We start from the raw sequence: 22,009 nt of genomic DNA on the forward strand, positions 1-22,009 counted from the left end.
TCAGCCCTCCAGGGCGGCGAGCCGGGCGGCCATGTCCGTCTCCACGCACGAGTCGAGGACCGGCTGGAGGTCTCCGTCGAGCACCTGGTCGAGGTTGTAGGACTTGAAGCCGGTGCGGTGGTCGGAGATCCGGTTCTCGGGGAAGTTGTAGGTGCGGATCCGCTCGGAGCGGTCGACGGTGCGCACCTGCGACCTGCGGGCCTCGCTGGCCTCGGCGTCGGCGGCGTCCTGCGCGACCTGGAGGAGCCGGGCACGCAGGATCCGCATCGCCTGCTCCTTGTTCTGCAGCTGGCTCTTCTCGTTCTGGCAGCTCGCCACGATGCCCGTGGGCACGTGCGTGATCCGGACGGCGGAGTCGGTGGTGTTGACGCTCTGCCCGCCGGGGCCGCTGGAGCGGAACACGTCGATGCGCAGGTCGTTGTCGTTGATCTCGACGTCCACCTGCTCGGCCTCGGGCATCACGAGCACGCCCGCAGCAGAGGTGTGGACGCGTCCCTGCGACTCGGTGACGGGCACCCGCTGGACGCGGTGCACGCCGCCCTCGAACTTCAGCAGGGCGTACGGCGCCTGGCCGGGCTCGACGGTCCCCCGGGCCTTGACGGCCGCGGTGACGGACTTGTAGCCGCCGAGGTCGGACTCGGTGGCGTCGAGCACCTCGACGCTCCAGCCGCGGGTCTCGGCGTAGCGGGAGTACATCCGCAGGAGGTCGCCGGCGAAGAGGGCGGACTCCTCACCGCCCTCCCCCGACTTGATCTCGAGCAGGGCGTCCTTGCCGTCGGTGGCGTCGCGCGGCACCAGCAGGCGACGCAACCGCTCCCCGGCGGCGTCGCGCCGCTGGGTGAGGTCGTCGGCCTCCTGCGCGAAGGCGGGGTCGTCGGAGGCCAGCTCGCGCGCCGCCTCGATGTCGCCGCCCAGGCGGAGCCACTCCTGCCAGGTCGTCACGACGGCGGTCAGCTCGGCGTAGCGCTGGTTGAGCTGCTTGGCGAGGCGCTGGTCGGCGTGGGTCTCGGGGAGCGAGAGGAGTCGCTCGAGGTCGGCGTGCTCCTCGCGCATGCCCTCGACGGCTTCGAACAACGCTGCTCCCCTGCTTTCGCGGTCAGACCCACCCGGACAGACGACGAGGCGCCGGCCACCCGCGGTGAGCGGGAGACCGGCGCCTGACGTGGACTACTTGCTGTCGGCCTTCTCGGCCGGGGCCTTCTTGGCGTAGCGAGCCTCGAAGCGGGCGACGCGGCCGCCGGTGTCGAGGATCTTCTGCTTGCCGGTGTAGAACGGGTGGCACTGCGAGCAGACGTCGGCGTGGATCGAGCCGGAGGTCGCGGTGCTGCGGGTGGTGAACGACGCGCCGCAGGTGCAGGTCACCTGGGTCTCGACGTACTCGGGGTGGGTGTCCTTCTTCATGGTGTCCTCTCGAATTGCTCCGGGTCGCCCGCGTGGATGCGTAGTGACGTGAACCGGAGCCGGCGCACAAGTGTGCCACCGGTATGAACAACGGCGCCAATCCGTGGATTCCCGCTCGGGGACCGCGGATCAGCGGGCGCCGACGACCTTCGTCACGGCCTGCGGGGAGTCCGCGGCGGCGAGCTGCTTGCGCAGGTCGCCGACGACGGCACCCTCGGCCGGGGCGAGCAGCTTCTCCTCGTGCCGGGTGCCCGAGGCAGCAACGTCGACCGCCGGGACGATGCCCTTCGCGGCGCGCTCGGCGCTGAGCGCCAGCTCGAGGTTCGCAGCGCCTGCGAGCTCCTCCAGGAAGAACTCGTCGGTGGCCGAGCCCGTGCCGACGGCCACGGTCGCCAGGATCGTCAGCGATCCGCCGTCCTCGATCGCGCGAGCGGCACCGAAGAACTCCTTCGTCGGGTGGACGGCGGAGGCGTCGACGAGGCCGGCGAGCACGCGACCGTTGGCCGGCGCGGCGAGGTTGTAGGCCCGCCCGAGGCGGGTGAGCGAGTCCAGCAGGACGACCACGTCGTGGCCGAGCTCGACGAGCCGCTTCGCGCGCTCGATGGCCAGCTCCGCGACCAGGGTGTGGTCGGCCGGCTGCCGGTCGAAGGTCGAGGCGACGACCTCGCCCTTGACGGCCCGCTGGTAGTCGGTGACCTCCTCCGGGCGGGTGTCGACCAGCACCACCATGACGTGGCACTCGGGGTTGTTGGCCGTCACCGACTGGGCGATTGACTGCAGGAGCGTCGTGGCGCCGGTGCGCGGCGGAGCGAGGACCAGTCCCCGCTGACCCTTGCCCACCGGGGCGGCGACGTCGACGACGCGGCCGATCAGGTCGGCGTCCGAGGCCAGGCGGAGCCGCTGGTGCGGGTGGACCGGCACCGCGTCGGAGAACTGCGGGCGCTCCTTGGCGCCCTCGGCCTCGGTGCCGTTGACGCTGTCGATGCGGACCATCGGGTTGAACTTCTCCCGACGCTCGCCCTCGCGCGGCTGGCGCACCTGGCCGACCACGGCGTCACCTCGGCGGAGGTGGTACTTGCGGACCATCGACAGCGACAGGTAGACGTCCTCCGGCCCGGGCAGGTAGCCCGACGTGCGCACGAACGCGCAGTTGTCGAGCACGTCGAGGATGCCGGCGGCCGGCACCAGGACGTCGTCCTCGAGGATCGTGGTGTCGGGCTCGTTGCGGCTGCCGCTCTGGCGGGGCAGCGTCCGGTCGCGCCCGCGGCGGCGACGGTTGCGACGGCTGCCGCCCTCGCCGTCCTCGTCGTCGTCGGACTGGTGCTGGGCCTGCTGGTCCTGGCGGTTCTGGTCCTGCCGGCTTTGCGCCTGCTGGTCCTGGCGGCTCTGGTCCTGGCGACTCTGGTCCTGCCGGTTCTGGTCGCGGTCCTGCTTGCCCTGCTGGTTCTGCTGGTTCTGCTTGCCCTGCTTCTGCCCTTGGTCCTGCTTCTGGCCCTGGTCCTGCTTCTGGCCCTGGTCCTGCTTCTGGCCCTGCTGCTTGTCCGACTTCTTCTGGTCCTGCTTCTCGGACCGCTCGGACCTCTGCTCGGACCTCTCCTCGGACCTCTCCTCGGACTTCTGCTCGGACTTCTGCTCGGACTTCTGCTCGGGCTTCTGCTCGGACCGGTCCTTGGGCTGCGGCTCCGCCCGGTCGGCCTGCTGCTCGGCCTGGCGCTGCTTGCGGGTGCGGGTGCGCACCGTCGTCTGGGGCGCCGGTTCGGCGGCCGCAGCGGGCTCCGCGGACTGCTCCGGCTGCTTCGGCTGCTCGGGCTGCTCGACCGGCGGCTCGGACCGGGTCGGCTGCTCAGACCGGGTCGGCTGCTCGGACGGGGTCGACTGGGCCGGGGCGCCACCGGACTGGCTCGCCCGGATGGCGTCGACGAGCTGCGCCTTCTTCATCGACCCCGCTCCGGCGATGCCGAGGCCTGCGGCCATCGACTTGAGGTCGGCCAGGAGCATGGAGCTGAGCCCACCGGACTTCTTGGCAGGCTTGGTGGCAGCGTTCTCCGCAGGAGCAGAGGGGGTCTCGGTCACGTGGGTCCTTCGCACGTTGCGTCGCCTCCCGGACCGGTCGAACGGCCGGCGAGGCGGATGGTGGGTCCCGTCCACGCGGACCTCGAGACATCGCGAGGACGGGGACGGGAAGGTACGCCGATCGGCGCGCGGTCAGGTTAGCAGGCGCCCGGCGTGCCGAGAGCCGGTCGGTGCGGAAGAGCGCGCCAGCCGCTCCACCCCGCTCGAGCGGTCAGATGAGGCGGGCGCCGTCGACGTCGATCGAGAGCTGGTGCGGGGTCCAGCCGCTGGGGCAGCGTGACAGCAGGTCGGAGGTGTCGGCGGAGCCGAAGGCCAGCACGGTGGGGCCGGCGCCGGAGACGACGGCGGGCACGCCCTCGGCGCGCAAGCGTCGTACGAGCGCGAGCGTCTCGGGCATGGCGGGCTCGCGCTGGTCCTGGTGGAGCCAGTCGCGGGTCGCGGCGAGCAGGTGCTCGGGCTGCCCGTTGAGCGCGGCGACCAGCAGGGCGGCGCGGCCGGAGTTGGCGGCCGCGTCGGCGTGGGACACGACGTCGGGGAGCAGGCCGCGCGCGACCGTGGTCTCGACCCCGGTGGGCGGGACGAACACGACGGCGGTGACCCGGGGGTCGACGCCGGCGCGGACGGCGTACCAGTGCCCGTCCTCGCGACCGGAGATCACGAACCCGCCGTGGAACGCCGGGGCGACGTTGTCGGGGTGGCCCTCGAGGTCGGCGGCGAGGTCGAGGAGCGCCTCGTCGGAGGCGAGCAGCTGGCCGCCCGCGACGAGGGCCCGCGCCAGGACGACGCCCGCGACGATGGCGGCCGACGACGAGCCGAGGCCGCGGGCGTGCGGGACGACGTTGCGGCACGCCAGGCGCAGGCCGGGCGGCTGCTCCCCCATCAGCTCGAAGGCCGCGCGCATGGAACGGACCACCAGGTGCGACTCGTCGCGCGGCACGCTCTCGGCTCCGGCGCCCTCGACGTCGACCACCAGGCCCCCTGGCAGCACCTCCGCCTCGAGCTCGTCGCGCAGCGAGAGCGCGAGGCCGAGGCTGTCGAAGCCCGGGCCGAGGTTGGCCGAGGTCGCCGGGACGGAGACCCGCACCGGCCCGTCGACGAACTGGGTCATCAGGAGAGGCCGGCTGCGGCGGCGGCCGCGTCGACGTCGGCGTCGACGACCGTGTCGACGAGGTCGCCGCAGGACTCCAGCGCGGTGGCGGTGTCCTTGAGGCCGTGGCCGGTGACGGTGATCGCCACCGTGGCGCCGGAGAACACCTGCCCGGACTCCAGCGCTGCCAGCAGGCCGGCGATGCCCGCGGCCGAGGCGGGCTCGACGAAGACGCCGTCGTTGCGGGCGAGCTCGATCTGGGCGGCGAGGATCTGGGCGTCGGAGAGCGCCGCGAAGCCGCCGTCGGACTCCTTGGCCGCCTGCTCGGCGAGGTGCCACGACGCCGGGTTGCCGACCCGGATGGCGGTCGCCTTGGTCTCCGGGTCGGGGAACGGCTCACCGGTGACCAGCGGTGCCGCACCCTCGGCCTGGAAGCCGAGCATCCGCGGGCGCTTCGTGGCGCGCCCGAGGTCGGCGTACTGCTGGTAGCCGAGCCAGTAGGCGGAGATGTTGCCGGCGTTGCCGACCGGCAGCAGGTGGACGTCGGGGGCGTCGCCGAGGAAGTCGACGATCTCGAACGACGCGGTCTTCTGCCCCTGCAGGCGGACCGGGTTGACCGAGTTGACGAGCTCGACCGCATAGCCCTTCGAGAGGCCGATGGCCATCGACAGGCAGTCGTCGAAGTTGCCCCTGACCATGATCACCTGGGCGCCGTGCACGACCGCCTGGGCGAGCTTGCCGGCGGCGATCTTGCCGTCGGGGACGAGCACCAGCGGCTTGAGGCCCGCCTTCGCGGCGTACGCCGCCATCGAGGCCGACGTGTTGCCCGTGGAGGCGCACACGACCGCCTCGGCGCCGAGGTGCCGGGCGTGGGAGATCGCGGCCGTCATGCCGCGGTCCTTGAACGAGCCGGTCGGGTTGTCGCCCTCGACCTTGAGCCACACCTGTCCCCCGGTGAGCCCGGAGAGCCACTCGGAGTGGACGAGCGGTGTCCCGCCCTCACGGAGCGTCACGGCCGCCATCCCCTCGGGGAGGTCGAGCAGGTCGCGGTACTCCTCGATCACGCCGCGCCACTGATGGGTGCCGGCGCGGCCGCCCATGCCGCCGGCGCTCACTCCTCGCCTCCCTCGACGCGCATCACCGAGGTGACCTCGCGGACGATGTCCATGCTGCGGAGCTGGTCGACCGTCGCGCTGAGCGCGGCGTCGGGAGCGGCGTGCGAGACGACGACGAGCTGGGCGTCGGCGCCGCGACCCTCCTGGCGCACGGTCTGGATCGACACGTCGTGGTCGGCGAAGGCGTTGGCCACCGCCGCGAGCACACCGGCGCGGTCGTCGACGTCGATCGCCACGTGGTAGCGGGTCCGGGTCTCCCCCATCGGCAGGACCGCGCGGTCGGCGTAGGCCGACTCACCGGCACCCCGCGTCTCGGCGAGGCGGTTGCGCGCCACCGTGACGAGGTCGCCCAGCACGGCGCTCGCCGTGGGCGCGCCGCCGGCACCGGGGCCGTAGAACATGAGCTGCCCCGCGGCCTCCGACTCGACGAAGACCGCGTTGTACGCCTCGCGGACGCTCGCCAGCGGGTGCGAACGGGGGATCATCGCCGGGTGGACCCGCGCCGCGACCTGCTCCTGGCCGTCGGGGCCGGGGCGGAGCTCGCAGATCGCGAGCAGCTTGACCACGGATCCCATGTCGCGGGCGCTGGCGACGTCGGCGGCGGTGACCTCGGAGATCCCCTCGCGGTAGACGTCGGCGGCGGTCACCCGCGAGTGGAAGGCGAGGCTGGCGAGGATCGCCGCCTTGGCCGCGGCGTCGAAGCCCTCGACGTCGGCCGTCGGGTCGGCCTCGGCGTAGCCGAGCTCCTGGGCCTCCTCGAGCGCCTCGGAGAAACCGGCACCGGAGGTGTCCATCTTGTCGAGGATGAAGTTGGTGGTGCCGTTGACGATGCCCAGCACCCGGGTGACGCGGTCGCCGGCAAGCGACTCGCGCAGCGGCCGCAGGATGGGGATCGCACCGGCGACGGCCGCCTCGTAGTAGAGGTCGCGCTCGGCCTTGGCGGCCGCCTCGAACAGGGTCGGGCCGTCCTCGGCGAGCAGCGCCTTGTTCGCCGTGACCACGCTCGCGCCGTTGTCGAGCGCGGAGAGGATGAGCGACCGGGCGGGCTCGATGCCGCCGATCACCTCGACGACGAGGTCGACGTCGTCGCGGGCGACCAGGCCGTGCGCGTCGGTCGTCAGCAGGCCGTCGGGCACGTCGACGTCGCGGGCCGCGTCGAGGCGGCGTACGGCGACTCCCACCAGCTCGACGGGCGCGCCCACCCGCGCGGCCAGGTCGTCGTGCTGCTCGCTGAGCAGCCGCACCACCTGGGACCCGACCGCACCGCAGCCGAGCACCGCAACCTTCAAGGTGCGCTTGTCACCGAAACTCATCAGAGAACACCCACATCGGTCGCCAACAGGTCCGCCACAGTCTCTCGTCGCAGGACGGTGAAAGTCTTCCCGTCCCGAACTCCGATCACCGGAGGACGCAGCGCGTGGTTGTAGTTGGACGCCATGGATCTGCAGTAGGCGCCCGTCCCGGGCACGGCGACGAGGTCGCCGGGACGCACGTCGGCGGGCAGGAACTCGTCCTTGACGACGATGTCGCCGGCCTCGCAGTGCTTGCCCACGACGCGCGACAGCGTGGGCGGCCCGCCGGAGGGGCGGGACGCGATCGTGGCGGAGTAGTCGGCGTCGTAGAGGGCGGTGCGGATGTTGTCGCTCATCCCGCCGTCGACGGAGACGTAGGTGCGGCGGGCGCCGCCGTCGAGGGCGACCTCCTTCACCGTGCCGACCTCGTAGACCGTGCACATCGACGGGCCGACGATGGCGCGACCGGGCTCGATCGACAGGCGCGGGAGGGCGATGTCGAGGGCACGGCACTCGTGCTCGACGATCTTGGTGATCTCGGTGGCCAGCTGCGCGGGGTCGGACGGGTCGTCCTGGGTCGTGTAGGCGATGCCGAAGCCGCCACCGAGGTCCATCTCAGGCATCTCGACGCCCACCTCCTCGGTCACCCGGGCGTGGAGCGCGAGCACGCGCCGGGCGGCCACCTCGAAGCCCGAGGTGTCGAAGATCTGGCTGCCAATATGGGAGTGGAGCCCGAGCAGCCGCAGGCCCTGGGCCCCGTGCACGCGTCGTACGGCCTCGAGCGCGTCGCCGCTGGCGATCGAGAAGCCGAACTTCTGGTCCTCGTGGGCGGTGGCGATGTACTCGTGCGTGTGGGCCTCGACGCCGGCGGTCACCCGCACCATCACCCCCACCGTCCGCCCGAGCTCGGCGGCGACGTCGGCCAGGCGCCCGATCTCGTGGAAGGAGTCCACGATGACGCGGCCCACCCCCAGCTCGACGGCGCGCTCGAGCTCGCCGAGGCTCTTGTTGTTGCCGTGGAAGCCCACCCGTTCCATCGGGAACCCGGCCCGCTCCGCCACGGCGAGCTCGCCGCCCGAGCAGACGTCGAGCGAGAGCCCCTCCTCCGCGAGCCACCGGGCGACGGTGGTGCAGAGGAACGCCTTGCCCGCGTAGTAGACGTCGTAGTCGGCAAAGGCGTCACGGAAGGCGCCGGCGCGGCCGCGGAAGTCGGCCTCGTCGAGGACGTACGCCGGTGAGCCGTGCTCGCGCACCAGCTCGGGCAGCGGCACGCCGCCGACGCTCAGGACGCCCTCGGACTTCGTCGCCGTCCGCGACCAGAGGAGCGGGACGAGCGCGTCGGGGTCGCTCGGCTCACGCAGCCAGTGCGGCCCGCGCAGCGCGCCGTCCGCGTGGGCCCAGCCGGACGGGTGCGCGGTGGGCACGCCCGATCACATCCTCTCGGGGGCCGAGACGCCGAGCAGGTCGAGGCCGTTGGCGAGCACCACCCGGGTGGCGTCCACGAGCATGAGGCGCGCCCGGTGCAGGTCGGAGGTCTCCTCGTCGCCGCGCGGGAGCACCCGGCAGCTGTCGTAGAAGCGGTGGTAGGTGCCGGCCAGCTCCTCGAGGTAGCGCGCCACCCGGTGGGGTTCGCGCAGCTCGGCGGCCGCCTTGACCACGCGCGGGAACTCCGCCAGCGCTCGCAGGAGCTCGCCCTCCTTCTCGTGCGTGAGCAGCTCGGGGTGCGAGGCCGCCGTCACACCGAGGTCGGCCGCGTTGCGCATCAGGCTCGACACGCGGGCGTGGGCGTACTGGACGGTGAAGACCGGGTTGTCGTTGGTGGCGCGGGACCACAGGTCGAGGTCGATGTCGATCGGGCTGTTGCTGTGGTAGCGCGCCAGTGCGTAGCGACTGGCGTCGACACCGATCGCGTCGACGAGGTCGTCGATCGTGACGACCGTGCCCGCGCGCTTCGACATCCGCATCGGCTCGCCGTCGCGGAGCAGGTTGACCATCTGGCCGATGAGGATCTCGAGGTTCTTGCCCGGCTCGTCGCCGAAGGCGCTGCACATGGCGTTCATCCGACCGACGTAGCCGTGGTGGTCGGCGCCGAGCATGATGAAGCAGCGGTCGAAGCCGCGCTCGCGCTTGTCGAGGTAGTAGCCGAGGTCGCCGGAGATGTAGGCCGGGGTGCCGTTGGACCGGATGATCACGCGGTCCTTGTCGTCGCCGTACTTCTCGGTGCGCAGCCAGAGCGCGCCGTCGTCCTCGTAGGTGTTGCCCATCTCGGTGAGCCGCTCGATGGCCCGCTCGACCGCCCCGGAGTCGTGCAGGGACTTCTCGTGGAAGTAGACGTCGAAGTCGACGCCGAAGTCGTGCAGCGACTTCTTGATCTCCTCGAACATCATGTCCACGCCGACCTCGCGGAAGACCTCCTGGGCCTGCGCGTCGTCGAGCTCCTTGACGTCGGGGCGCCTGTCGACGACGGCCGCGGCGATGTCGTGGATGTACTGACCGCCGTAGCCGTCCTCGGGAGCGGGCTCGCCCTTCGCGCTGGCCAGGAGCGAGGAGCTGAAGCGGTCGATCTGGGCGCCGTGGTCGTTGAAGTAGTACTCGCGGGTGACGTCCGCGCCGGTCTTCTCGAAGATCCGGCCGAGCGCGTCGCCGACGGCCGCCCACCGCACGCCGCCGAGGTGGAGCGGCCCGGTCGGGTTGGCGGAGACGAACTCGAGGTTGATCTTCTCCCCCGCGAAGGCGTCGGAGGAGCCGTACGCCGTCCCGGCCGCCACGATGTCGGCGGCGACCTGACCCTGCGCCCCGGCCTCGACCGTCACGTTGAGGAAGCCCGGACCGGCGACCTCGACCTCGGCGACGCCGTCGGCGGCGCGGAGCCGCTCGGCGACGAGGTCGGCGAAGGCGCGGGGGTTGGTCCCGGCCTTCTTGGCCAGCTGGAGGGCCACGTTGGTGGCGTAGTCGCCGTGACCCTGCTGCCGGGGTCGCTCCACCGTGACCTGGGCCGGCACGCCGTCGGGCAGCGCGATCGCGCCGTCGGCCACGAGGGCCTCCAGCACGTCGACGATGGTCATGGAGAGCTGATCGGGGTTCACCGGGCAAGCCTATCGGCGGGTCCCGGTGCGGGCCGAACCGGTTTCACGCCCTGGCCCACCGACGCCCCGAGGGTCCTGCCCTAGGGTTCGGGGCGTGACGACGCACCCCACCTACGACCAGCTGATCGACCTCCCGGCCTACGTCGAGCAGCCCGTGCCGATGCCGTTCGAGGACATCAACGGCCACCTCAACGTCCGCCACTACATCGGCATCGCCAGCGAGGGGCTCGACGAGTCGCTCGTCGAGGTGGGCATCCCGCAGATGTGGCCGCTGAGCCACGGGCACGCGTGCTTCACCGCCGAGCACCACGTCACCTACCTCAACGAGCTGCGCACCGGCGACACCATGTCGGCCCGGGTCCGCCTCCTCGGCCGCTCCGAGCGCGCCGCCCACGTGCTGATCTACCTGCTCGACGAGACGCACCAGCAGGTGGCGTGCGTGGTCGAGGAGATCTTCCTGCACATCGACCTCGAGACCCGGCGCACCGCGCCCTGGCCCGACGACGTCGCCGCCAAGCTGGACGCCCGCGTCGCGGAGCACGCGAGCCTGCCCTTCCCGGCCGACACGTCCGGGTCGCTCGCCCTGCGCTGAGGCGGTTTCACCACGACGCCGGGCGACCGGTAGTCTTCAGCGCGCACCGGCCCCGGAGCGATCCGGGCGGTGCGGGCCTCCGTAGCTCAGGGGATAGAGCACTGGTTTCCGGTACCAGGTGCCGCAGGTTCGAATCCTGCCGGAGGCGCCCACTGCAAGGCCCGGACCCTCGAGGGTCCGGGCCTTCGCCGTTCCCCACCCGGCACGCCACTCGGCGCCCCTCCGGTGACGGGCGTCACCAATCCGGGTCCGCGTCGTTGAGGGGACGAGGGAACTGCTGGGCGGTCACACGGGGCGCGCCAGGGCTCCCGCGGACCCTGGGAGGGGACATGACAACAATCCAGCGACGGCTCGCGGCCGCCGTCAGCCTCGGCCTGAGCGCGGCGCTCGCCCTGTCCACCGGTGCCGCACCGGCGCAGGCCGGCGGCTCGGCGGCCGCCCGTGCAGCGACGTCGGACCAGCTCACCGGCTTCGGCTACCGCGGCGACGTGTACGGCGTGAAGCTGGTGACCGACAGCGTCGAGGCGCTCAACCTCAAGGACGCCCACGCGCAGCAGCTGTGCACCCGCTCCGCCGGAAAGGTCGTCGAGCAGCAGAGCGTCGTGTCCGTGCCGGACAACCCGCTGATCCGCGTCTCGGCCAGCACGAGCCGCACCGAGACGTACGCCGAGGGCGAGACGCACGGCGTCCGCGGCACCAACACGATCGGCGACATCAGCGTCGGCGGCACCGTCGGCCCGCTGACCACGCCGCGCCTGGTCATCAAGGGCCTGCAGACGACGGCGCACGCCTTCCACACCCCGCGAGGCTACGGTCACGACGAGGGCTTCACGTTCGCCAGCATCAGCATCGAGCTGCTCGACAACACCGTGGTGCAGCAGCTCCCGCCGGAGCTCCAGCAGCTGCTCGCCCCGCTCGACCAGGTCACCGACACGGTCTTCACCGGTACCCAACAGGTCGCCCAGCAGGTCTTCCAGGTGCTCAGCGACGTCACCAAGCCGATCGTCATCCCCGGTCTCGGCACCATCGCGCTCGGCTACGAGAACGGCCGGGCCAACAGCCACAACGCCCAGTCGCAAGCCTCCGCCCTGCGGATCGAGGTCACCGCCGGCGACCGTCGCCAGCTCGTCGAGCTCGGCACCGCCCGCGTCCGGATGGGCGGCCCGGCCCCCGTCGGCGTCTTCCGCTCGGGTGGCACGGCGATGGACTACCAGGCGCTCCGGGGTGCGCTGACGTTCGGCAACGTCGAGCACAAGGCCCTCCCCTGCCAGGGCACCCGCGGCCGGACGCAGACCTACCAGGTCCCCCACGCCACCCAGCTCGTCCCGGTGCCGGTGCTGCTCGAGGGCGTGACCTACCAGGTCAACGGCGACCAGTTCCGTGCCAAGGCCGGCGCCAAGCGGGGGAAGGTCGCCAAGGGCTGGTCGCGCACCGCGATCGGGTCGGTCTCCATCCCCACCGCCCAGCTGGTCATCACCGACGTCAGCTCGCGCGCGGCGATGCGCCAGAAGGCCGGCAAGCGGGTGGGATCCAAGGTCTCGACCGGCGTCGGGTCCATCACCGTCGCCGGGCAGCCGGTGCCGGTGCCCGCACCGGGTGAGGTCGTCGAGCTGCCGGGCGGCGCCGGTGAGATCCAGCGCCAGCTCGTCGACACCGGCTACCGGGGGTCGCAGGTGATCGGCCTGCGGATCAAGCTCTACTCCGACGCCGTCGTCATCGACCTGGCCCGCACCGCGGGACGGATCTACGGGTCGTGACCCTCAGCAGCCGCGCAGGGCGGCGTCCTGCCGGGCCTCGCGCCCCAGGCGCCGCGCCTGCGCGACGTCGGGGAAGACCACGCTGGCGGCACCGACGAAGCCGATCCGGCCGCGCACCACGCACGTCGTGATCCTCCGCGGGTCCACCTGCGCGACGGCCTGGGCGATCTCGAAGAGCTCGGCGGGCGAGGCGTTGGTGTCGGTGTGGGCCATCACCGTCATCACGCCGCGCTCGATGAACCCCGGCCGGTCGGCCTGCGAGCGGATCCGGGCGTGGATGCCGCGCAGGGTGCGCTGCTGGTTGGCCGAGCGGTCGAAGTCCCCTCCGACCAGGCCCTTGCGGATCCGGGAGAAGGCCATCGCGTTGTAGCCGTCGAGGTGGATGCGCCCCTGCTTGAACCCCTCCTTCTTCAGGTACGGGTCCTGGAAGCGGCGCGGGTTGGCGACGGTGATGCCGCCGATGTCGTCGACCATGTCCTCGAAGAAGGGGAACCGGGTGACCATGACGTAGTCGGGCTCGATGCCGATCAGGTTGCGCATGGCGCCGGCCATCCCCCGCGGACCGGCGAAGTAGAGAGCGGAGTTGATCTTCTCCCGGCCGTGACCGGGGATCTCGACCCAGGAGTCGCGCGGCACGCCGATGGCGGTGGCCGACCCCGTGCGGGTGTTGATGCCGACCATCTGCAGGGCGTCGCCCCGCGACCGCGTCATCACCTGTCCCGGCCGGGCGTCGGAGCCGACCGCCAGGATCCAGATGACGTCCTCGCCACCCACGGCGACGCCCTCGGCGTGGCGGATCTTCACCAGGCTGACGTCGGTCGGCTGCACCGCCGACGTCGGTACGACGAACGCGGTGACGGCCAGCACCGCCACGAGGGCGACGCTGCGCACGAGCTTCATGGTCCGCCCCATCACCGGGCTCCCTTCGCGACGTCGTACCCGAAGATGCGCCAGGCGCCCCGCTTGCGGGTGAGGAAGAGCCGCCCCCGCACGGTGGTGGTGCCGGTCTTCTGACCGGTGGTGTCGAGCTTCAGGACGAACTGCGCGGTCACGGCCCTCGCCTGTCGGTCGGTGGCGAGGATGTCGAGCGTGACCTTGCGCTGCCGCGCGGTCACCGAGTCGAGGCGCGGGCCGGCGGTCTGGTTGGTCAGCAGGGCCTTGTCGGCCCGGGCGCGCTCCTCGGCGGCTGCGGTGAAACCGGGGAACGCGGCGGGGAAGCTGCTGCGGGGGTAGGTGCCGCCGAGGTAGGCCGCCTCCCACCACCGGTCGACGACGGCACCGACCTGCCGGCGCACGACCTTGCGCCGGGCGACCGGGAGCCGGCCGTGGACCCGGTGGATCCCGACCTTCGTGGGCGAGGGGTTCGAGGCCAGCGTCGCCTGCGCGTCGGAGCGGCTGAGGCGCTCCGGAGCGGCCGACGGCTCGGCGGAGGACTGGCAGGCGGAGGTGAGCGGGACGAGCAGGACGAGCGCGAGTCCCACGAGGCGGCGGGCCCGGTGGGCGCGGCCTGGTGAGGGGCGGGGCATGACGACTCCAGCGGTGGGTGCGACGAGGGGGTGACGAGTCGAGTGACGAGTCGGTTCACGAGGGGTGGTCGGTGTGGGCCACACCATGCCCCAAAGGACGAGCCCGCCCCTGCATTTGCGTGCGTGTGGGACTAGCCTTGTCGGCGACTTGGTCCATACCTCGCGCGAACACATCTGGAAGAGGCGAAACAAGCGTGGCGCAGTCCCCGAACGGGCAGTCCGGCAACCAGTCCTCGGTTGCACCGTCATCTGACCTGGGAGCCAACGAGTGGCTCGTGGAGGAGATGAAGGAGCAGTACGACAAGGATCCCGGGAGCGTGGGTCCGGAGTGGGCGTCCTACTTCGGCAACGGCAGCGCCGCCCCGGCCCGGGCGGCCTCGTCCGCGCAGTCCGCCCCGTCCGCGCAGAGCAGCCAGACCCAGACCCAGACCAAGACGCAGTCCAAGGCGCCGGCGACGTCCCAGGCTCCGGCCAAGGCCCCGGCGAAGGCCCCGGCGAAGGCCGCCGAGAAGGCTCCCGCCCAGGCCGAGAAGGCTCCCGCCCAGGCTGAGAAGGCCCCGGCCAAGACCGCCACGGCGACGCCCCGGCCGAAGGCCGCCGCCGACGAGCCGGCGAAGGGCTCCAGCACCCCGGTCGCCAAGGACCCCAAGCCCGCCGCGCCCTCCCCCGCCGACGACGAGCCGACCTACACCGTGCTGCGTGGCGCCCCGGCGCGCACCGCCGCCAACATGGACGCGTCGCTGTCGGTCCCGACCGCCACGTCGGTGCGCTCCGTCCCCGTCAAGCTGCTGTGGGACAACCGCACGGTCATCAACAACCACCTCGCCCGCGCGCGCGGCGGCAAGGTGTCGTTCACCCACATCATCGGCTACGCCCTCGTCAAGGCGCTGCGCTCGATGCCGGAGATGAACGTCGGCTTCGAGGTCCGTGACGGCAAGCCCACCCTGATCACGCCGGCCCACATCAACCTCGGCCTCGCGATCGACATGCAGAAGCCCGACGGCACCCGCCAGCTCCTCGTGCCCAACATCAAGGGCGCCGAGGCGATGGACTTCGCCGCCTTCTGGACGGCCTACGAGGAGATGGTGCGCAAGGCCCGCGACGGCAAGCTGACCGTCGCCGACTTCCAGGGCACCACGATGTCGCTGACCAACCCCGGCGGCATCGGCACCGTCCACTCGGTGCCGCGGCTGATGGCCGGACAGGGCGCGATCATCGGCGTCGGCGCGATGGAGTACCCGCCGGAGTGGCAGGGCGCCTCCGAGGAGGCGATCAACCGCAACGCCATCAGCAAGGCGATGACGCTGACCTCGACCTACGACCACCGCGTCATCCAGGGTGCGCAGTCGGGTGAGTTCCTCAAGCGCGTGCACGGCCTGCTGCTCGGCGAGAACGACTTCTTCGACGAGATCTTCCGCTCCCTCCGCATCCCCTACGAGCCGATCCGCTGGGCCCGCGACGTGGTCGCCACCCACGACGACGACATCGTCAAGCAGGCGCGGATCCTCGAGCTGATCCACGCCTACCGCGTCCGCGGCCACCTCATGGCCGACACGGACCCGCTGGAGTACCGCCAGCGCAGCCACCCCGACCTCGAGGTGGAGTCGCACGGCCTCACCCTGTGGGACCTCGACCGCGAGTTCGCGACCGGGTCCTTCGGCGGCGAGGGCCGGCGCTTCATGAAGCTGCGCAACATCCTCGGCATCCTGCGTGACTCCTACTGCCGCACCACCGGCATCGAGTACATGCACATCATGGATCCCGACCAGCGCAAGTGGATCCAGGAGCGCGTCGAGCAGCCGCACGTGAAGCCGCCCCGCGAGGAGCAGCTGCGGATCCTGCTCAAGCTGAACCAGGCCGAGGCGTTCGAGACCTTCCTGCAGACCAAGTTCGTCGGGCAGAAGCGCTTCAGCCTCGAGGGCGGCGAGACCACCATCCCGCTGGTCGACGAGATCTGCGAGGCGGCCGCCGAGACCGGCCTCGACGAGGTCTGCATCGGCATGGCCCACCGCGGCCGGCTCAACATGCTCGCCAACATCGTGGGCAAGAAGTACAGCCAGATCTTCCGCGAGTTCGAGGGCAACATCGACCCGCGCACGGTCCAGGGCTCCGGTGACGTGAAGTACCACCTCGGCGCCGAGGGCGAGTTCGTCGCGGGATCGGGCGACAAGATCAAGGTGTCCGTCGCGGCGAACCCCTCGCACCTCGAGGCGGTCAACCCGGTCCTCGAGGGCATCGCCCGCGCCAAGCAGGACATCCTGGACCAGGGCGAGAAGTTCCCGGTCCTCCCCCTCCTGGTGCACGGCGACGCCGCGTTCGCCGGCCAGGGCGTCGTGGCCGAGACCCTCAACCTGTCCCAGCTGCGCGGCTACCGCACCGGCGGCACCGTGCACGTCGTGATCAACAACCAGGTCGGGTTCACCACCGCGCCGGGCTCGTCGCGCTCCTCCCTCTACGCCACCGACGTGGCGCGGATGGTCCAGGCACCGATCTTCCACGTCAACGGCGACGACCCGGAGGCGTGCATCCGCGTCGCCCGGCTCGCCTTCGACTACCGCCAGGCGTTCAACAAGGACGTCGTGATCGACCTGGTCTGCTACCGCCGTCGCGGCCACAACGAGGGCGACGACCCGTCCTACACCCAGCCGCTGATGTACGACCTCATCGAGCAGAAGCGGTCGGTGCGCAAGCTCTACACCGAGTCGCTCATCGGTCGCGGCGACATCACGATCGAGGAGGCCGAGCAGGTCCTCAAGGACTACCAGCAGCAGCTTGAGCGCGTCTTCACCGAGGTGCGCGAGGCCAGCTCCGAGGCTCCCACCGAGTGGACCACCGTCCCGGACTACCCGGACAAGCCGGCCGGCGACTTCTCCACGGCCGTCACGCCCGAGGTGCTCAAGCGGATCGCCGACAGCTACGTCACCCCGCCGGAGAACTTCACCGTCCACCCGAAGGTGATGCCGCAGCTGCAGCGTCGCTCGGCCGCGATCACCGACGGTCCCATCGACTGGGGCACCGGCGAGATCCTCGCCTTCGGCTCCCTGCTGATGGACGGTCGCCCGGTGCGGCTGGCCGGCCAGGACTCGCGCCGCGGCACGTTCGTCTCGCGGTTCGCCACGATCATCGACCGGGTCAACGCGGACGAGTGGACGCCGCTGACCAACCTCACCGAGGACCAGGCGAAGTTCCACGTCTACGACTCGCTCCTGTCGGAGTACGCCGCCCTCGGCTTCGAGTACGGCTACTCCGTGGCGCGACCCGAGGCGCTCGTGCTGTGGGAGGCGCAGTTCGGCGACTTCGTCAACGGCGCGCAGATCGTCATCGACGAGTTCATCTCCGCGGGCGAGACCAAGTGGCGCCAGCAGTCCGGCGTGGTCCTCCTGCTCCCCCACGGCTACGAGGGCCAGGGTCCCGACCACTCCTCGGCCCGCATCGAGCGCTTCCTGACGATGTCGGCCGAGGACGCGATGGTCGTCGCCCAGCCCTCGACGCCCGCGTCGTACTTCCACCTGCTCCGCCGGCACTCGCTCGGCGAGGAGCACCGCCCCCTGATCGTCTTCACCCCGAAGTCGATGCTCAAGCGCAAGGAGGCGGCCTCGCAGCCCGCCGACTTCACCGGCGACACCACGTTCCGTGCGTTCATCGGCGACGGGCAGGCCGACCCCGACAAGGTGGAGACGCTCATCCTGTGCTCGGGCCGGGTGACGTGGGACCTCATGGTCGAGCGCTCCAAGCGCGACAACGGTGACGCGTTCGCCATCGGTCGCGTGGAGCGCCTCTACCCGCACCCCGTCGAGGAGATCAAGGCCGAGGTGGCGAAGTACCCCAACCTCAAGGCCGTGCGGTGGGTGCAGGACGAGCCGCGCAACATGGGCCCGTGGCCGCACTACCACCTCAACGTGTGGCCGCAGCTCGACATGACCGTCGAGCCGGTCACCCGCCCGTCGTCCGCGGCCCCGTCGGTGGGCACCGTGAAGCGCCACGTCGAGGAGCAGAAGACGCTGCTCGACGCGGCCTTCGAGTCGCCCCGCCCGGCCGGCCACGACTACTGAGCCGGAGCCTGGGGAGCAGCGGTGTACTTCACCGATCGCGGGATCGAGGAGCTCGAGAGGCGCCGGGGTGACGAGGAGGTCACCCTGGCGTGGCTCGCCGAGCAGCTGCAGGCGTTCGTCGACGCGCACCCCGACTTCGAGGTGCCGATCGAGCGGCTGGCCACCTGGCTGGCGCGGCTCGACGACCCCGAGGACTAGGCAGCCGCGTGTCCTAGGCTCGCACCCATGACGTCCGAGGCCGACTCCGACCTGGCCACCGGCCTCGGCTACTCGCACGCCACGGGCAACCCTGTGCACCGGGCAGTGCGCTGGGGCGCCGGCACCCGTGCCGGCGGCTGGGTGTTCTCCCGCGTCCTCCGACACCTCGACGACGCCGTCGGTCGGCTCACGGGGGGACGAAACAGCGCACCGGCCCTGCTCGCCGGCCTCGAGGTCCTCGACGTGACGACGACCGGGCGCAGGTCGGGTCAGCGCCGCACCAGCCACCTCATCGCGACGCCGTACGACGGCACGCTGGCGCTCCTCGGCACCAACTTCGGTCAGGCCTCGACGCCGGCGTGGGCGCTGAACCTCGAGGCCGACCCGCGGGCGACGATCACCTACCGCGGCGTCTCGCGCGAGGTGGTCGCCCAGCCCGCGACGCCCGCCGAGGCGGACGAGGTCTTCGCGCTGGCCGCCCGCTTCTACCCGGGCTACGACCGCTACCGGCAGCGCGTCGGTGAGCGCCGGCGGATCCGCGTCTTCGTCCTGCAGCCGGCCTGACCGAGGCGGGTCGGGCGCGAGGTCGGGGGCAGGTCAGGTGCCGGGGCGCGGCACGACCGGACGCACCGTCACGTCGGGGATCGTGGCGTCGGCCGGCAGGTCGACGACGTGGAGGATCGTGTCGACGACGGTCTCGGGGCTGATCCAGCGCGAGGCGTCGTAGGTGCGCCCCTCCTGCTCGTGCACCTTCTCCTGCATGGGGGTGGCAGTGCGGCTCGGGTAGACGGTGCTGACCCGCACCCCGTGCTCGACCTCCTCGGCCCGCAGCGCGTCGGCGAAGGCGCGCAGGCCGAACTTCGAGGCGGCGTACGCCGACCACTCGGCGCTGGCCGCGAGCCCGGCGGAGGAGTTGACGAAGACGAACGTGCCGCGGGCGGCGCGCACGTGCGGCAGGAGCTCGCGGGTCAGGACCGCCGGAGCCGTGAGGTTGACGGCCAGCTGCTCCTCCCACTCGGCGAGCCGCAACCGCTCCACCGGCGCCAGCTCGACCACGCCGGCGACGTGCAGGACGGAGTCGACCGGGCCGTCGACCTGCCGCCCCAGGCCGTTGAGGGTGCCCGGGTCGGCCAGGTCGGCGACCAGGAGCTGGGCATGGGGGAACGTCCCGGCGAGCTCCGTCGCGCGGGCGTCGCTGCGGGCGACCAGGACGAGTCGGTCGCCCCGATCCGCAAGTCGGTGCGCCAGCGCGAGCCCGATGCCCGAGCCGGCCCCGGTGAGGACGTGCGTGCGGCTCATCGGGTGAAGACGATCTTGCCGAAGACGTCGCCCTCCGCCATCGCGGCGAAGCCGTCGCGGGCCTCCTCCATCGGGATGGCCCGGTCGACGACGGGGCGTGCGCCGGTGGCGTGGAGGAACTTCACCAGCAGGTCGAGCTCGCGGCGGGTGCCCATCGTCGAGCCGATGACGGAGAGCTGGGTGAAGAAGATCCGGGTGAGGCCGGCGTCGTCGACGTTCGGACCCGACGTGGTGCCGCTGATGACGATGCGGCCGCCGGGGCGCAACGAGCGGATCGAGTGGTTCCACGTGGCGCGGCCGACCGTCTCCATCACCGCGTCGACCTTCACCGGCAGGCGCTCACCGGACTCGAACACCTCGTGCGCGCCGAGCTCGCGGGCCCGCGCCCGCTTGGCCTCGTCGCGGCTGGTGGCGAGGATCGTCAGGCCGGCCGCCCGCCCCAGGGTGATGAGCGCGGTGGCGACGCCGCCGCCGGCGCCCTGGACGAGCACCGTCTCGCCGGGCTTGCAGCCGCCCTGGACGAAGAGCATCCGGTAGGCCGTGAGCCACGCGGTGGGCAGGCAGGCCGCCTCCTCGAAGGACAGCGAGTCGGGCTTGGGGACGAGGTTGCGGCGTGGCACGACGACCTGGTCGGCGAAGGTGCCCTGGTGGCGCTCGGAGAGCAGCGACCGGCCCGGGTCGTCGGCCTCGTCACCCGTCCAGCGGGGGTCACCGATGACGCCGTGCACGACGACCTCGTTGCCGTCCTCGTCGACGCCCGCGGCGTCGCACCCGAGGATCATCGGCAGCGATTCCTCGCGCAGGCCCACGCCGCGCAGCGACCACAGGTCGTGGTGGTTGAGGCTGGCAGCCTTCACCGACACCGTCGCCCATCCGTCGGGGGCCTCGGGAGCCGGTCGCTCCCCCACCACCAGACCGCTCAGCGGGTCGTCGGAGGAGAAGGACTCGGCGTAGACGGCGAACATGTTCCCGACCCTAGCGAGTGGCTGCCCTTATCCGGTTGCGGGTCCTCGCGCGGACCGGTTGGGTTGTCCGGTGAGCATCGACGTACGCCCCTCGGAGGACGCCGCGAAGTACCTGGCCACCGACCAGCTCGTCTGGTTCGGCGAGGTCACCGATGCCGACGCCGACCACCTGCGGCTCGGACTCCCCGAGGACCAGCGGTTCGTCGTCGACCTGCCCGACGGTCCCGACGACCTGCACAGCGGCATCTACGGCGTGCGCCCGATGGAGATGTCGCTGCCCGGCGGCAACGTCGTACCGATCGCGGGTCTCACCTGGGTCGGCGTCCACCCCGACGCACGCCGCCGCGGCGTGCTGGCGGCGATGATGACCGACCACCTCGCCCGCACGCACGACGCCGGCACGGCCGTCTCAGCCCTCCACGCGAGCGAGGCCGCGATCTACGGACGCTTCGGCTACGGCAACGCGGTGCTGACGCACCAGGTCGTGCTCGGCCGCGGGACGACGTTCACCGCCTCGCACCTCGAGGACGAGGTCGCCGGCATCACCACGCACCTCCTCGACATGGCGGCGCCCGGCGTCACCGAGCGGATGCGGGCGTGCCAGCTGACGGCCGCGCCGGACTTCCCCGGGACGATCGTCGGCTCCCCGGACTACTTCACCCTGATGGCCCACGAGCCGCCGGAGCAGCTGTGCGACAAGGAGCGCCGCCGCGTCCTCTTCGCCCGGCGCGAGGGCCACGACGTCGGGTTCACCGGCCTGCGTCGCGAGCACAAGTGGGAGAACGCCCGCCCGTCGGGCACGGTCGTCGTCGGGACCTTCACCGGCCGGCCCGCCGCCCGGCTCGCCCTCGCCCGCCGGGTGGTCGACCTCGACCTGATGGGCGCGACGAGGCTGGAGAACGTCGGCGTCGACGACCCCGTCCTCGGCTGGATCGGTGGCCCGCGCTCCACCGGCGACCTCAAGACGTGGGACAGCACCTGGGTGCGGCTCGTCGACCTCGGGGCGGCGTGGCCGCTGCGGTCCTACGAGTCCGACTGCGACGTCGTCGTGGAGGTGCTCGACCGCCACGCACCCTGGAACGCCGGGCGCTGGCGCCTCACCGCCACCTCGGGCACGGGTGCGGCCTCGCGCACCGACTCCGCCGCGGACGTCACCCTCGACGTGGCCGCCCTCGGTGCCGGCTACCTCGGCCACGGCATCGGAGGGATGCTCCGCGCCGGTCTCGTTCAGGAGCACCGCCCCGGCGCGTACGCGGAGCTGGCCCGGGCGATGCGCACCGCCGTCGCCCCCGAGCCGTCGATCGGCTTCTAGCCCCGGCTGCCCGTCTGGTCGCCGCCGGCCGGGCCCTTGGGTCCCGGCGACCCGCCCGCCGCCGGCCCCTCGCCCGGCCCGCCGCTGCTGGGTCCTGGTCGCTGGGTGCTGCCCGGCTCTCCGAGCAGGCCGCTCGCGCCGCGCGCGCGGCGTCGTCCCCACCAGTCCCGCACCCTCGCCACCAGTCGGTTCATCGTCGCTCCGATCCCTCGCGCCTGCCCACCCCGTACCCGGCGCGCGGCCTTTCGATGAGG

General features: G+C 72.1%; 19 protein-coding genes and 1 tRNA gene. 7 read left to right on the top strand and 13 right to left on the bottom strand.

Annotation, left to right across the window (positions count from 1 at the left end; all coding sequences use genetic code 11):
- From prfA to argS, 8 genes are all read right to left on the bottom strand, one after another.
- The gene (gene prfA, locus ACFQW6_RS17055; RefSeq protein ID WP_378548010.1) at window positions 1–1,074 is read right to left on the bottom strand and encodes a peptide chain release factor 1; all 1,074 of its coding nucleotides are present in this window, start codon (window positions 1,072–1,074) and stop codon (window positions 1–3) included.
- Between the two features lie 93 nt (window positions 1,075–1,167).
- Window positions 1,168–1,401, bottom strand: coding sequence for a 50S ribosomal protein L31 (gene rpmE, locus ACFQW6_RS17060; RefSeq protein WP_378548013.1), 234 nt, complete (start codon window positions 1,399–1,401; stop codon window positions 1,168–1,170).
- A 129-nt stretch (window positions 1,402–1,530) separates the two neighbouring features.
- Entirely contained in the window at window positions 1,531–3,474 is a 1,944-nt protein-coding gene (gene rho, locus ACFQW6_RS17065; protein ID WP_378548016.1) for a transcription termination factor Rho, read from the bottom strand.
- Window positions 3,475–3,685: 211 nt separating this feature from the next.
- The gene (thrB, locus tag ACFQW6_RS17070; protein WP_378548019.1) at window positions 3,686–4,582 is read right to left on the bottom strand and encodes a homoserine kinase; all 897 of its coding nucleotides are present in this window, start codon (window positions 4,580–4,582) and stop codon (window positions 3,686–3,688) included.
- The gene (gene thrC, locus ACFQW6_RS17075; protein WP_378549177.1) at window positions 4,582–5,661 is read right to left on the bottom strand and encodes a threonine synthase; all 1,080 of its coding nucleotides are present in this window, start codon (window positions 5,659–5,661) and stop codon (window positions 4,582–4,584) included. Before thrC ends, thrB begins: the two co-directional genes overlap by 1 nt.
- A gap of 11 nt (window positions 5,662–5,672) precedes the next feature.
- Entirely contained in the window at window positions 5,673–6,989 is a 1,317-nt protein-coding gene (locus ACFQW6_RS17080; RefSeq protein ID WP_378548022.1) for a homoserine dehydrogenase, read from the bottom strand.
- Complete coding sequence (lysA, locus tag ACFQW6_RS17085; RefSeq protein WP_378548025.1) at window positions 6,989–8,392, bottom strand: diaminopimelate decarboxylase; 1,404 nt, start codon at window positions 8,390–8,392, stop codon at window positions 6,989–6,991. The genes ACFQW6_RS17080 and lysA overlap by 1 nt, the downstream gene beginning before the upstream one ends.
- Before the next feature lie 6 nt (window positions 8,393–8,398).
- The gene (argS, locus tag ACFQW6_RS17090) at window positions 8,399–10,054 is read right to left on the bottom strand and encodes an arginine--tRNA ligase (RefSeq protein WP_378548028.1); all 1,656 of its coding nucleotides are present in this window, start codon (window positions 10,052–10,054) and stop codon (window positions 8,399–8,401) included.
- A 94-nt stretch (window positions 10,055–10,148) separates the two neighbouring features.
- On the opposite strand from argS, the gene ACFQW6_RS17095 reads away from it, so the two are divergent.
- The 3 genes from ACFQW6_RS17095 to ACFQW6_RS17105 all read left to right on the top strand — a co-directional run bounded on the left by ACFQW6_RS17095 (window position 10,149) and on the right by ACFQW6_RS17105 (window position 12,403).
- Window positions 10,149–10,646 carry a thioesterase family protein gene (locus ACFQW6_RS17095; protein ID WP_378548031.1) on the top strand — a complete coding sequence of 166 codons (498 nt, stop codon included), beginning with the start codon at window positions 10,149–10,151 and terminating at the stop codon, window positions 10,644–10,646.
- A gap of 75 nt (window positions 10,647–10,721) precedes the next feature.
- Window positions 10,722–10,794 (top strand) — tRNA-Arg (locus ACFQW6_RS17100).
- A 181-nt stretch (window positions 10,795–10,975) separates the two neighbouring features.
- A complete protein-coding gene (locus tag ACFQW6_RS17105) occupies window positions 10,976–12,403 on the top strand; it encodes a choice-of-anchor P family protein (protein ID WP_378548034.1) in 1,428 nt (475 codons plus the stop codon).
- Between the two features lie 3 nt (window positions 12,404–12,406).
- Here the strand turns inward: ACFQW6_RS17105 and ACFQW6_RS17110 are convergent, their stop codons facing one another.
- Both ACFQW6_RS17110 and ACFQW6_RS17115 read right to left on the bottom strand, forming a co-directional pair.
- Window positions 12,407–13,303 (bottom strand): LCP family protein, encoded by an 897-nt coding sequence (locus tag ACFQW6_RS17110; RefSeq protein WP_378548037.1) that lies wholly within the window; start codon window positions 13,301–13,303, stop codon window positions 12,407–12,409.
- An 11-nt stretch (window positions 13,304–13,314) separates the two neighbouring features.
- Window positions 13,315–13,929, bottom strand: coding sequence for a hypothetical protein (locus ACFQW6_RS17115; RefSeq protein WP_378548039.1), 615 nt, complete (start codon window positions 13,927–13,929; stop codon window positions 13,315–13,317).
- A 194-nt stretch (window positions 13,930–14,123) separates the two neighbouring features.
- On the opposite strand from ACFQW6_RS17115, the gene ACFQW6_RS17120 reads away from it, so the two are divergent.
- The 3 genes from ACFQW6_RS17120 to ACFQW6_RS17130 are packed head-to-tail and all read left to right on the top strand — an operon-like array spanning window position 14,124 to window position 18,743.
- Entirely contained in the window at window positions 14,124–17,981 is a 3,858-nt protein-coding gene (locus ACFQW6_RS17120) for a multifunctional oxoglutarate decarboxylase/oxoglutarate dehydrogenase thiamine pyrophosphate-binding subunit/dihydrolipoyllysine-residue succinyltransferase subunit (RefSeq protein ID WP_378548042.1), read from the top strand.
- A 21-nt stretch (window positions 17,982–18,002) separates the two neighbouring features.
- The gene (locus ACFQW6_RS17125; RefSeq protein ID WP_168218509.1) at window positions 18,003–18,179 is read left to right on the top strand and encodes a DUF6104 family protein; all 177 of its coding nucleotides are present in this window, start codon (window positions 18,003–18,005) and stop codon (window positions 18,177–18,179) included.
- 27 nt (window positions 18,180–18,206) lie between these two features.
- Window positions 18,207–18,743, top strand: a complete 537-nt coding sequence (locus ACFQW6_RS17130) for a nitroreductase family deazaflavin-dependent oxidoreductase (protein ID WP_378548047.1) — start codon at window positions 18,207–18,209, stop codon at window positions 18,741–18,743.
- Window positions 18,744–18,776: 33 nt separating this feature from the next.
- On the opposite strand, the gene ACFQW6_RS17135 is transcribed toward ACFQW6_RS17130, so the two are convergent.
- Window positions 18,777–19,478: an SDR family oxidoreductase gene (locus ACFQW6_RS17135; RefSeq protein WP_378548049.1), complete on the bottom strand. Its 702-nt coding sequence runs from the start codon at window positions 19,476–19,478 to the stop codon at window positions 18,777–18,779.
- Window positions 19,475–20,443 carry a zinc-binding dehydrogenase gene (locus ACFQW6_RS17140; RefSeq protein ID WP_378548051.1) on the bottom strand — a complete coding sequence of 323 codons (969 nt, stop codon included), beginning with the start codon at window positions 20,441–20,443 and terminating at the stop codon, window positions 19,475–19,477. The genes ACFQW6_RS17135 and ACFQW6_RS17140 overlap by 4 nt, the downstream gene beginning before the upstream one ends.
- A gap of 70 nt (window positions 20,444–20,513) precedes the next feature.
- On the opposite strand from ACFQW6_RS17140, the gene ACFQW6_RS17145 reads away from it, so the two are divergent.
- Window positions 20,514–21,755, top strand: coding sequence for a GNAT family N-acetyltransferase (locus tag ACFQW6_RS17145; RefSeq protein ID WP_378548054.1), 1,242 nt, complete (start codon window positions 20,514–20,516; stop codon window positions 21,753–21,755).
- Here the strand turns inward: ACFQW6_RS17145 and ACFQW6_RS17150 are convergent.
- Complete coding sequence (locus ACFQW6_RS17150) at window positions 21,752–21,949, bottom strand: hypothetical protein (protein WP_378548056.1); 198 nt, start codon at window positions 21,947–21,949, stop codon at window positions 21,752–21,754. The genes ACFQW6_RS17145 and ACFQW6_RS17150 overlap by 4 nt on opposite strands.
- Between the last annotated feature and the right edge of the window lie 60 nt (window positions 21,950–22,009).

Source organism: Nocardioides sp. GCM10028917, assembly GCF_042666175.1.
Taxonomy (GTDB): domain Bacteria; phylum Actinomycetota; class Actinomycetes; order Propionibacteriales; family Nocardioidaceae; genus Nocardioides.

Coding starts and splice junctions, on each gene's coding strand:
- ACFQW6_RS17135 (WP_378548049.1), bottom strand. CDS start 19,478: ATGAGCCGCACGCACGTCCTCACCGGGGCCGGCTCGGGCATCGGGCTC.
- thrC (WP_378549177.1), bottom strand. CDS start 5,661: ATGGGCGGCCGCGCCGGCACCCATCAGTGGCGCGGCGTGATCGAGGAG.
- ACFQW6_RS17105 (WP_378548034.1), top strand. CDS start 10,976: ATGACAACAATCCAGCGACGGCTCGCGGCCGCCGTCAGCCTCGGCCTG.
- ACFQW6_RS17130 (WP_378548047.1), top strand. CDS start 18,207: ATGACGTCCGAGGCCGACTCCGACCTGGCCACCGGCCTCGGCTACTCG.
- ACFQW6_RS17080 (WP_378548022.1), bottom strand. CDS start 6,989: ATGAGTTTCGGTGACAAGCGCACCTTGAAGGTTGCGGTGCTCGGCTGC.
- thrB (WP_378548019.1), bottom strand. CDS start 4,582: ATGACCCAGTTCGTCGACGGGCCGGTGCGGGTCTCCGTCCCGGCGACC.
- ACFQW6_RS17110 (WP_378548037.1), bottom strand. CDS start 13,303: ATGAAGCTCGTGCGCAGCGTCGCCCTCGTGGCGGTGCTGGCCGTCACC.
- ACFQW6_RS17115 (WP_378548039.1), bottom strand. CDS start 13,929: ATGCCCCGCCCCTCACCAGGCCGCGCCCACCGGGCCCGCCGCCTCGTG.
- rpmE (WP_378548013.1), bottom strand. CDS start 1,401: ATGAAGAAGGACACCCACCCCGAGTACGTCGAGACCCAGGTGACCTGC.
- ACFQW6_RS17150 (WP_378548056.1), bottom strand. CDS start 21,949: ATGAACCGACTGGTGGCGAGGGTGCGGGACTGGTGGGGACGACGCCGC.
- ACFQW6_RS17140 (WP_378548051.1), bottom strand. CDS start 20,443: ATGTTCGCCGTCTACGCCGAGTCCTTCTCCTCCGACGACCCGCTGAGC.